The organism is Anaerococcus sp. HMSC065G05 (assembly GCF_001812365.1).
Lineage (GTDB): Bacteria > Bacillota > Clostridia > Tissierellales > Peptoniphilaceae > Anaerococcus > Anaerococcus vaginalis.
On sequence record NZ_KV808727.1, the window covers coordinates 13,415 to 24,483 of the forward strand.

An 11,069-nucleotide genomic window follows, 5' to 3' on the forward strand; every position below is an offset into this window, starting at 1 on the left:
TTTTGCCGTCAGCTTTTAAATTTTCAAGTTTTTCTCTTCTAATTTGAAGCATTTCATTAAGGTCTTGATTTTTATTATCCATATTTACTCCTATCTTATTTCTTTAATAGTATAGTAGCATTTTCCATTTGGTGTAACAACTTCTACTTTATCGCCTTTTTTCTTTCCAAGTAAAGCTTCCCCAACAGGAGATTCATTTGAAATAAATCCTTCAAGTGGATTTGATTCTGCAGTTCCTACTATTTTATATTCCAAATCTTCATCAAATTCTTCATCGTGAATTAAAACTTTACTTCCTACGCTAACTTCATCTTTATTTGTAGAATCTTCAAAAGTTTTGGCATGTCTTATCATATCTTCAACTTTTGCAATTCTTGATTCGACTTCGCCTTGTTCGTTTTTAGCTTCATCGTAATCAGCATTTTCTGAAAGATCTCCAAAAGATCTTGCTTCTTTAATTTTTTCTGCTATTTCTGGTCTTCTTTTTGTTTTTAAATATTCTAGTTCGTCTTGTAATTTTTGTAGGTATTCTTTTGATAGAATTACTTCTTTTTGTTCTGTCATTTTATCATCCTTTCAGTGTGGATTTATATTTTTCTAAGGCATCCATCACTTCTTCAATTGTATTTAATTTATTAACCAAATCACGGATTTTGCTTGAGTTTTTAAGTCCTTTTATATACCATGATAGGTGTTTTCTCATTTGCGTTACTACTAATTTTTCTTTTTTATATTTTAATTCTAATTTGTATTGTTCTATAAGTTGGTCAATTATTTGTTTGGAAGATGGCTTTTCATAAAATCCCTTATTTATATAATCTTTTATTTCTTTAAATAAAAAAGGATTGCCCATTGCTCCTCTTGCAAGCATTACTCCATCGGCTTTTGTTTGATCAATTACTTTTACAAAATCTTCTACACAAAATATATCTCCATTTGCTATAACTGGAATTGAGAGATTTTCTTTTAATATTTTTATATGATTCCAATTAGCCTTTCCTGAATACATCTGTTCTTTTGTTCTTGCGTGTAAAATCACATAATCTATTCCAGCATCTTGGGCAATTTTTCCTATTTCTAAATAATTTAAATTTTTATCATCAATTCCTAATCTGAATTTGATATTTATTTTTTTGTCAGTAGATTTTCTCAAAGTCTTACAAATTTCTTCAACTAATTTTGGATTTGCCATAAGGGCACTTCCTTCGCCATTTTTTGTAATTTTTGCTACGGGACAGCCCATATTAAAAGAAATTTCTTTTGACTTTTCAATTGGATTTATTTTATCTTTTACTACCTTTTCTATTAGCTCAGGTTTTGAACCAAAAATTTGTATGTTACAATTTTTTTCGTTTTCTGAAATAAATAACAAATCGTCAGTTTTTTTATTGTCATAATAAAGAGCATTTACTGAAATCATTTCTGTAAAGGTTTTGTCTGCTCCGTATTTTTCTGCAATCAACCTAAAACCAACATCACTCACTCCAGCCAAGGGTGCCAACATTATTTGTTTATTTTTTAATTGTTCTCTCATAAATCAATCTTAAACCTTCTAAGGTTAGGTCATTTTCTACGATTTCGATGTATCTGGACTCTGATGCCAATAATTCAGAATATCCTCCAGTTGAAACTATATTTATTTCTTCTTTTGTGATATTTTCTTTTTTAATAATTTCTTTTATCAACTGTTCAATTATTCCATCAATCAAACCAATATATCCAAAAACCATTCCAGCATTTATTGATTCTGATGTATTTTTTGCAATGGCTGATGATGGATCATGCAATTCAATTCTTGGAAGTTGAGCTGTTCTATCTATTAATGCATCAAGACTTGTTTTGAGTCCTGGTGCAATAGATCCTCCCAAATATTGTCCATGTTTATTTACAACATCGAAGGTTGATGCAGTTCCAAGATCAACTACTATAGTAGGTCCTCCATACATTTCGTAAGCTGCTACAGCATCTACTACCCTGTCAGCACCAACTTCTCTTGGATTATCATATTTTATATCAATTCCAGTTTTTGTGCCTATTCCTACAATCATAGCTTCTCTTCCAAAAAATTTTCTATTTGCAGATTGCCATGAATATAAAACATCGGGTGCTACTGATGATATTATTGTATCTTCTATATTATCTTTATCAATTTTATGAATTGCCAAAAAATTATATAGAATTTGAACTATTTCATCGCTTGTTACAATTTGATTTGTTGTAATTCTAAATTTTGTTTTTAATTTCTTTTTATTGTAAACGCCAATCACAGTGTTTGTATTGCCGACATCTACTACAAGTAGCATATATTCTCCTAAATTTTTATAATCTCAACATTAACTCTAATATGATACATCATCTTGTTTGATTTTTCAAGATTATTTACCTAATTTATATTTTCTTATTAGGGTATTTATTTGTTCAATATCTTCAAATTTTACTTGAACTGATTCTTGATTATCTTGATGGTCTTTTCTAGTAATTACTACCAAATTTCCACGTTCTTTATCAAATCCCCATTTTTTTAATTCTTTGTAAGTATAAAATGAATCGTTTAATAAGATTCCATTTTCTCCAATATAAATTTTTGTTTTTGTATTTAGGAAAAATACTAATCCCATAACTATCATTACAGATGCTGTCATAAGACCTGTTTGATTTTTCATTCTGATTCCTTGAAATAAATTTATAGCTCCTGTTACAATTAAAAGCCCAAACAAAATATATTCCATAGTTGATGATCTTTTTCCAAAACTTTTTACATCGCCTTGTAAATTTTTAACTGATTTTTTGCTTTTAAATAATTTAAATCCAAGCCATGCTATAAGTCCTACATAAATTAATATAATAAATTTGTCAAATTGTTTCATATTACCTCCTATTTTTATTTAAACTCAAAAAATAAGGCTTTTTTCAAAAAATGAAATAAAGCCAAATTTAATAAGATTTTAACATTTTTCTATCTTTATTTTACTCATAAACTTCTCTTTTTAAAACCCCAATAAAGGGTAGGTTTCTATACATTTGCATATAATCAAGTCCGTAGCCAACTACAAACTCATTTGGAATTTTAAAGCCAGACCAATCTGGTTTTATTTCTATTTCTCTTCTTTCTGGTTTATCAAGTAAGGTTATAATTTTTACAGAATTTGCTCCTCTTTTTATTAAAGACTCTTTCAAGGCATCTAATGTTCTTCCTGTATCAATTATATCTTCAACTAATAAAACTTCTTTTCCAGTAATATCTGTATCCAAATCTTTTATTATTTTTACATTTCCTGAAGATTGTGTGCCATTTTCGTAAGATGAAACATCCATAAATTCTAAAGTACAATCTAATTTAATATTTTTGGCAAGTTCAGCCATAAACATAATTGAACCTTTTAGAATTCCCACAAGTACAAGCTCATTTTTGTCTAAATAATATTCGTTTATTTGACCTGCAAGCTGTTTTATTCTTTTATTTAAACTTTCTTCATCAATTAGTACTTGGTCTATTACATCTTCTAAATCAATTTTCATAACTCCTCCACACTTACCATTAAAATATTCGTATCTTCATATTTTACTTTAAAATCCTCACTTCTTCTTTTTCCAACAATCCATGCTAGCTTGTTGTTTATAAATAAAAGTGGAATTTTATCCCTATCTTTTCTATCAATTTTTTCATCAATAAAGAAATCTTTGAGTTTTTTTCTTTTTCCATTTTTCATTGCTGTAAAATAATCGCCATTTACTCTATACCTGATTTTTATTGAAATATCATCTAAATTTTCCAAACTATAAAAAACTCTATTTTTTTTGCTAGAATTTTTATAAAAATCATAGGAAACAAGAGCTGTTTTAAATTTATAATTTCCAAAAATTTTTCTATCATTTAAATTCATATAGGTTTCTTTTAAATTTTTTTCAAGAGTTTTTCTTTTTATGTAAAAATCATAAGTCCTATAATTTTTTTCAAAAATTAAATCATCTTTAATAATTTTTTTCCCATTTTCCAATGACCTTATTTTTATAAAATCGTCTATATTTGTTTTTGAAAAATCATTGATATTTCCATATAAAAATTCTATAGCCCTTCTTATAAGCCTTGCCTTCAACTGATCTGAAATTTCTTCAAATTCATTTTTATCAAAAGAAATATGGTTTGTATCTTTTTTTATAAGAATTTTTTCTAGCTTTTTGTCTTCAACTTTTCTTATAATTTTATAATCACTTTTTGCAATTTCTGATAAGGAAATTAAAGAATTTTTGAAATTCGGATTTATTTTTTCGATTTCTGGTATTATTTCAAGTCTAATTTTATTTCTGGTATAATCAGTTTCCAAATTTGTATAGTCTATGTGATAGGAAATTTTATTTTCATCTAAAAATTCCAGAATTTCACTTTTAGTAAAATCCATTATTGGTCTAATTATATCTTTGTTCTTATAATCCATTGCCCTAAGTCCATCAAGACCTGATCCTCTTATTATTCTCATAAGAACCGTTTCTGCCTGATCGTCTTTGTTGTGGGCAACTGCTATTTTTGCATTTTTGTATTTATTTTTTATTGACCTAAAAAAATCATACCTTAAAATTCTTCCAGCATTTTCTGCTGAAATTTTTTCTTTTTTTGCGTAATCATCCATAGACTTATGGTCTATAAATGTTTTAAATCCCAATTTCTCTCCAGTTTTTTCAACTAATTTTTCATCTTCATTTGCATCAAGCCTATGCAGATGATTTAGGTGGGCAAGAACTATATTTATTTTGTAGTAATCTTTTACTTCATTTAACAAATAAATCAAAAATTGGCTATCAGGGCCACCGCTTGCTCCAACAATTATGGTATCATTTTTTTCTATTAGATTATTTTTTTCTATTGTGGACTTAAACTTATTTATTATTTTCGTCTTTGTACACATATTCGTCTTTCTTAATCATACCTAATTTTTCTCTAGCTATTTTTTCCTTGTACTCATCTGTATTTCTATTTTCATAATCTTCTTTGATAGATTCAATTTCTCCTCTTATGCTAGAAATTTTGCTGTTTGTTGTTTTAATATTAGCATTTAAATCCACAATTTGTGCATTTACTTTGCTATTAAATGATTTTGACAAAACAAATACTAATACAAACACAAGGATACTTCCCATCAAAAATCTTTTATTCTTTTTTGACCTATTTTTAAGGTATTTTTCACATTTATTCATCTATAACCTCATACATTTCACTTGCATCATTTTTTTTAGCACCATCAATCAAGTCAAGAACTTTTACTTTTAAATTGCTTTTTCCAAAGCAAATTTCAACTATATCTCCACATTCCACATCACTTCCTGCCTTGGCAATATTACCATTTATTTTTACTCTTTCATTTAGGCAAGCATCTTTTGCAACCTGCCTTCTTTTAATTATTCTTGAATTTTTTAAAAATTTATCTATTCTCATTAAATCACCTTAATTAATTATAACAAATAAAGACCCATTTAGTCCATAATAAAACAATTTCATTTATTTTTTATTATGAGTATAATTGTAATGGTGATATTATGAATAAAATTTTTCATATAGACTGCGACGCCTTTTACGCATCATGCGAAGAGCTTAGAAATCCAAATTTAAAAAATTTCCCAATGGCTGTCGGCGGTCTTTCAAATAAATCAATAATTACAACAGCAAATTATAAGGCAAGAGAGTATGGAATCCATTCTGCCATGCCAGTTTTTATTGCCAAACAACTTTGTCCAGATTTAATTATGGTAAAAGTCGACAGAAAATATTACAAGAAAAAATCCATAGAGGTTTTTGATATTATAGAATCTTATTCTCATACAATAGAACAAGTTTCAATTGATGAGGCATATATTTTTATAGACAATAATGAAGATAAAAATATTTTAGCTCAAAAAATTCAAAATCAAGTTTTAAAAAAAACGGGAATTGGAGTATCAATTGGAATTTCTTACAATAAATTTTTGGCAAAACTTGCAAGCGACTGGAATAAACCAATGGGCATAAAAGAAATAAGCAAAGAAGAAGTGCCTGAAATTTTAAAAAATTTAGATATTAAAAAAGTTCATGGACTTGGAAATAAGTCTGTTCAAAAATTAAAAGATATTGGAGTTTATAAAATTGCAGATTTGTTAAAACTTGACCAAGAATTTTTACAATCACTTTTTGGCAAGCAAGGAAGATATGTTTATAAGGTTATTAGAGGCGAAGATAATAGGAAAGTTCAAACAAATACAAAAAGAAAATCAATAGGCAGAGAATTTACCTTTAGGAAAAATACAAAAGATTTAAAAATTTTATACGCTTATATAGACGAAATTTCCCAAAAAATCGAAGAAGATTTGAAAGCAAAAGACATAAAAGCCTACACTATAAATTTAAAAATAAAAACAGAATATTTCAAAACTCATACAAAATCCTACACCCTACTTTCTCCAATATCAAAAAAAGAAGATATTGCAGAAATTGCCAAGGACTTGTTAGACCAAATTATTTCAAACGAAAATTTAAGGCTTATAGGAATTTCCCTATCAAATTTATCAAAAAAGAATCATACTCAATTAAGCTTATTCGATAAATAATTTTTTAAAATTTCATAAATAAAAAAACGCAAGATAATAGAATTTTCTACTAGCTTGCGATTTTTTTTATTCTTCTTCGTTTTCAGAATCTTCTTCAACATTTCCAGATTCTTTTGAATCTTTTTTGTCAGAATTTATATTCTCTCTTAATTTTTCTTCAATTTCGTGGAGAATGTCTTCGTTTTCTTCAAGATATGTTTTTACATTTTCCCTACCTTGACCAAGTTTTTCTCCATTATAAGAATACCAGCTTCCTGCTTTTTCTACTATGTCTTCATCAACTGCAGAATCCAAAATTACTCCAGATTTTGAAATTCCTTGTCCATACATAATATCAAATTCTACAACTTTAAAAGGAGGAGCCACCTTATTTTTTACAACTTTTACTCTGGTTCTATTTCCTACAAAATCATCGCCTTGTTGGATTCCTTTAATTCTTCTAATATCAAGCCTTACTGAAGAATAAAATTTAAGGGCCTTACCTCCAGTTGTTGTTTCAGGATTACCAAACATAACTCCAATTTTTTCTCTCAATTGATTTATAAAAATAACTGTGGTATTTGTTTTTGAAATAATTCCAGTTAACCTTCTCAAAGCTTGGCTCATAAGTCTTGCTTGAAGACCCATGTGGCTATCTCCCATTTGTCCTTCAATTTCTGCTTTTGGAACAAGAGCTGCAACTGAATCGACAACAATCAAATCAACTGCACCAGATCTTACCAAAGATTCTGCAATGTCTAGCGCTTGTTCTCCTGTATCTGGTTGAGATAAAATTAATTCGTCAATATTTACTCCCAATTTTTTTGCATATTCTGCATCCATAGCATGCTCAGCATCAATAAAGGCACAAGTATTTCCCAATTTTTGATCTTCAGCAATACAGTGAAGAGTTAGAGTTGTTTTACCAGAAGATTCTGGTCCAAATATTTCTATAACTCTTCCTCTAGGAAGTCCACCAACTCCAAGAGCAATATCTAGATTTATTGCGCCAGTTGGAATTACAGTTACATCAACCTTTGGAGCTTCGCCCATTTTCATAATAGCACCCTTACCATATTTTTTTTCAATATTTTTAAAAGCTTGGCTTAGGGCTTTTTCTTTATCATTATCTGTGTTTTTTTCTTTTTCTTTAGCCATATATTTTCCTTCCTATTTTATAAATTAAAAAATAAAACTTGTCTTCAAAAATCTAAAAAATTTTCTTTAAAATTTATATATCATCTAAATTTAAAACTTTTTTATTTTTAACTAAATAATCAATTCCTGAAAGCACTGTCAATACAACCGCTACATAAAATAAAACCAGACCTATTGAATTTAATGTAGGATTATTTAATAATAGCATTACAGTAGATACGCATTGGCTCATTGTTTTTGCTTTTCCGCCCTTGCTTGCTGCAATTGTAATATTGTTGCTTGCAGCAAGAGTTCTAAGTCCTGTAATAATTAGCTCTCTTGAAATTATTAAAATAACTGCCCAGCTTGGGATTATATTTGTTGCTGTCAATAAAACAAATCCTGCCATAGTCAAAATTTTATCTACTAATGGATCCATAAATTTTCCAAAAGTTGTAACCAAATTTCTACTTCTTGCAAGATGTCCATCAAGAGCATCTGTCAAAGATGCAACTGCATATAAGATTGCAGCAACATTATACATTCTACCAAAAATTAAATATAATACCACAAATACTGGCACCAAAATCATTCTTACGGTTGTAACTTTATTTGCTATATTCATATTACTCTCCTTCTAAATAGCTATGATCTACCAAAACTTTTCTAGGCTTACTGCCCTCGTAACCACCGATTACGCCACGAGCTTCCAATTGGTCAATTATTCTCCCAGCTCTAGCATACCCTACTTTTAATTTTCTTTGCAAAAGAGAAACTGAAGCAGTGTTTTCATTTATAATAATTTCTATTGCCTCATCAATTAATTCATCTTCATTATCATTTTCAACAATTTTTGTTTTTTCCTCAACAGTTTCCATAGCTTTTTTATCGTATTCTTCTTCGCGAGTTTGTTTTATATAATTTACAACTCTCAAAACTTCAGAATCCGATACAAAAGCTCCCTGAATTCTCATAGGCTTCATTGCATCTGATGGAGAAAATAACATATCTCCTTTTCCAAGTAAAGTTTCTGCTCCGCTCATATCAAGAATTGTCCTTGAATCAATTTGACTTGTAACTGCAAAAGCAATTCTTGATGGAATATTTGCCTTGATTGTTCCAGTTATTACATCAACTGTTGGCCTTTGAGTTGCAATTATCAAATGGATTCCACAAGCTCTAGATTTTTGAGCAAGTCTTGTAATATAATCTTCAACTTCACTTGCTGCTGTCATCATTAAATCTGATAACTCATCTATTATTATAACAACATAGGGAAGTTTTTCTATATTTTCATCAATTTCTGATAAATCTCTGTATGATGAAATATCTCTTACGTGATTTTCTTCAAATAATTTATAACGTCTTTCCATTTCTCTGATTGCCCAAAATAATGAAGACGATGCTTTTTTTGGATCAGTTATAACTGGCATAATTAAATGAGGAATTCCATTATAAATTGAAAGCTCTACAATTTTTGGATCTATCAAAAGCAATTTAACTTCATCTGGCGAATGCTTATATAAAATTGACATTATAATCGTATTTATACAAACACTTTTTCCAGATCCTGTCGCACCCGACACAAGAAGATGGGGCATTTTTTCTATTGCAGAAACTTTTGGCAATCCTGATATAGATTTTCCCAAAACAAAAGGAAGTTCCTTAGAGCTTTTCATAAATTCCTCACTTGCAATCATTTCTTTTAAGCCAACAACTTCTTTTTGTGAATTTGGAACTTCTATTCCAACGTGGCTTTTTCCTGGAATTGGCGCTTCAATTCTTATATCGCTTGTTGCAAGTGCAAGTGATAAATCATCAGATAAATTTAAAATTTTTGAAACTTTTACACCTCTTTGAGGTTTTAATTCAAAACAAGTTACGCTTGGTCCGATATTAATTTGAACAACTTTTGATTTTATACCAAAAGAATCCAAGCACTCCTCAATTCTTCTCGCCTTATCTTTTATATCATTTTGGTCAAGCTCACTATCATCATCCCTATCATCAAGAAGATCAAGTTTTGGGAATTTATAATTTAAAGTATATTCTTCCTTAAAAGTTTGGTCAAAATCTGATAAATCGACTTGTTTTGATTTGTAGGAATTTATTTTTGCTTTTTCAAATCTTTGGTCAAAATCATCCTTATTTTCTTTTTCTACTTCTTCTTCAATCTTTATAACTTTATTTTTGCTTAAATCTTCTTTTTTATCTATATATTCTCTTTTTTTGTTTTCTCTATTATTTCTGATTTTTTTAAGCTTTTTTTCTCTAAAATAAGTTTTTATTTTGTTGGAAATTTTCATATAGTTTTTTTCAATAAAATTTCCAAAAATTACAGTTTTTTCTTTGGTCTTTGTAATTAAGTCCTTATAAGATATGCCTAATAAATTTTTAATTAAAGAAATCCAAAAAATAATATATAAAATTATTATTCCTGCACTGCCTATAAGCCTTTCTAGATAAAAACTAATATTTACTCCCAAAATGCCACCAGATTCTCTTATCATTTTTTCAGCATTTTTAATTGATAGGGGCAAAGTTTTATCCAAAAATTTCATAGATAAAATTGCCATAGTTAATAAAATCAGGATAAATAAAATATTAAATATCCTAAGATATTTTTTGAATTTATCCATAAATACAAATAAAAAACTTATAAAAACAAAAATAAAAACAAAATAAGACATAAATCCAAAAATTCTAAAATTTGTATATGTAATAAAATCTCCCAATCTTCCAGTATTTGGAAGAATTAAAAATATAAATCCTATTAGAGATATAAACATAAAAAATATAGAAAATGATTTCTTATTAAATTTTCTATTTGCAGATTTTTTTGAATATTTAGATTTTTTTCTTTTTCTATTTGAATTTGTATTTGCCATATTCACCTCACATAGATTATATAACAAAGGAGAAAATAAATAAACTGCCTAATAAATGGCAGCCTTCTTTTAACTTCTACAAAATTTTATTTATGGTGCAAAATGAATTAAAAATTTTCGAACAAGAAAAATAATTAATTCATTTTGCACCATAATTTTTTGTAGTTAGTTTATAAAATCTTTTAAGACTTAGTCTTCTTTAGATTGTTTTTTTTCTTCTTCAATTAATAGGGCTTTTCTTGAAAGATTGATTCTTCCTTGCCTATCAATTTCTGTAACTTTTACCCTTACCTTATCTCCTATTTTTAAAACATCTTCAACTTTTTCAGTTCTTTTTGTATCAATTTGAGATATGTGTAAAAGTCCTTCTTTGCCAATTGCAATTTCTACAAAGGCACCAAAGTTCATTATTCTTTTCACTTCGCCTTCATAAATATCTCCAGCTTTTGGATCAGTTACAATTGATTTAATCATTTCGATAGCTTTTTT

Annotated in this window: 13 protein-coding genes; 1 reads left to right on the plus strand and 12 read right to left on the minus strand. The window is 28.0% G+C overall.

The window, feature by feature from the left end:
• Nucleotides 1–90 precede the first annotated feature (90 nt).
• From greA to HMPREF2852_RS08545, 8 genes are all read right to left on the minus strand, one after another.
• The gene (gene greA / locus HMPREF2852_RS08510; RefSeq protein ID WP_004838392.1) at nt 91–564 is read right to left on the minus strand and encodes a transcription elongation factor GreA; all 474 of its coding nucleotides are present in this window, start codon (nt 562–564) and stop codon (nt 91–93) included.
• Between the two features lie 4 nt (nt 565–568).
• Nucleotides 569–1,534, minus strand: a complete 966-nt coding sequence (gene dusB / locus HMPREF2852_RS08515) for a tRNA dihydrouridine synthase DusB (RefSeq protein WP_070607674.1) — start codon at nt 1,532–1,534, stop codon at nt 569–571.
• Nucleotides 1,512–2,303, minus strand: coding sequence for a type III pantothenate kinase (locus HMPREF2852_RS08520; protein WP_004838390.1), 792 nt, complete (start codon nt 2,301–2,303; stop codon nt 1,512–1,514). Before HMPREF2852_RS08520 ends, dusB begins: the two co-directional genes overlap by 23 nt.
• A gap of 72 nt (nt 2,304–2,375) precedes the next feature.
• Nucleotides 2,376–2,867, minus strand: a complete 492-nt coding sequence (locus HMPREF2852_RS08525; RefSeq protein WP_004838389.1) for a DUF5673 domain-containing protein — start codon at nt 2,865–2,867, stop codon at nt 2,376–2,378.
• A 100-nt stretch (nt 2,868–2,967) separates the two neighbouring features.
• On the minus strand, nt 2,968–3,519 hold the full coding sequence (gene hpt, locus HMPREF2852_RS08530; protein WP_019118025.1) for a hypoxanthine phosphoribosyltransferase: 552 nt from the start codon (nt 3,517–3,519) through the stop codon (nt 2,968–2,970).
• Nucleotides 3,516–4,904 carry a tRNA lysidine(34) synthetase TilS gene (tilS, locus tag HMPREF2852_RS08535; RefSeq protein WP_070607677.1) on the minus strand — a complete coding sequence of 463 codons (1,389 nt, stop codon included), beginning with the start codon at nt 4,902–4,904 and terminating at the stop codon, nt 3,516–3,518. Before tilS ends, hpt begins: the two co-directional genes overlap by 4 nt.
• Entirely contained in the window at nt 4,876–5,193 is a 318-nt protein-coding gene (locus tag HMPREF2852_RS08540) for an FtsB family cell division protein (protein ID WP_070607680.1), read from the minus strand. Before HMPREF2852_RS08540 ends, tilS begins: the two co-directional genes overlap by 29 nt.
• Nucleotides 5,186–5,431: an RNA-binding S4 domain-containing protein gene (locus HMPREF2852_RS08545; RefSeq protein ID WP_004838385.1), complete on the minus strand. Its 246-nt coding sequence runs from the start codon at nt 5,429–5,431 to the stop codon at nt 5,186–5,188. Before HMPREF2852_RS08545 ends, HMPREF2852_RS08540 begins: the two co-directional genes overlap by 8 nt.
• 101 nt (nt 5,432–5,532) lie before the next feature.
• On the opposite strand from HMPREF2852_RS08545, the gene HMPREF2852_RS08550 reads away from it, so the two are divergent.
• On the plus strand, nt 5,533–6,576 hold the full coding sequence (locus HMPREF2852_RS08550; protein WP_070607682.1) for a DNA polymerase IV: 1,044 nt from the start codon (nt 5,533–5,535) through the stop codon (nt 6,574–6,576).
• A 66-nt stretch (nt 6,577–6,642) separates the two neighbouring features.
• Here HMPREF2852_RS08550 and recA read toward each other — a convergent pair whose 3' ends face one another.
• The 4 genes from recA to HMPREF2852_RS08570 all read right to left on the minus strand — a co-directional run.
• Nucleotides 6,643–7,713, minus strand: a complete 1,071-nt coding sequence (gene recA / locus HMPREF2852_RS08555; RefSeq protein ID WP_070607685.1) for a recombinase RecA — start codon at nt 7,711–7,713, stop codon at nt 6,643–6,645.
• A 73-nt stretch (nt 7,714–7,786) separates the two neighbouring features.
• Nucleotides 7,787–8,317: a CDP-diacylglycerol--glycerol-3-phosphate 3-phosphatidyltransferase gene (gene pgsA, locus HMPREF2852_RS08560; RefSeq protein ID WP_004838382.1), complete on the minus strand. Its 531-nt coding sequence runs from the start codon at nt 8,315–8,317 to the stop codon at nt 7,787–7,789.
• A gap of 1 nt (nt 8,318) precedes the next feature.
• A complete protein-coding gene (locus HMPREF2852_RS08565; RefSeq protein WP_070607688.1) occupies nt 8,319–10,580 on the minus strand; it encodes a DNA translocase FtsK in 2,262 nt (753 codons plus the stop codon).
• Nucleotides 10,581–10,769: 189 nt separating this feature from the next.
• Nucleotides 10,770–11,069 (minus strand): S1 RNA-binding domain-containing protein (locus HMPREF2852_RS08570; protein ID WP_148130568.1); only part of this gene is annotated, 300 nt, incomplete at its 5' end.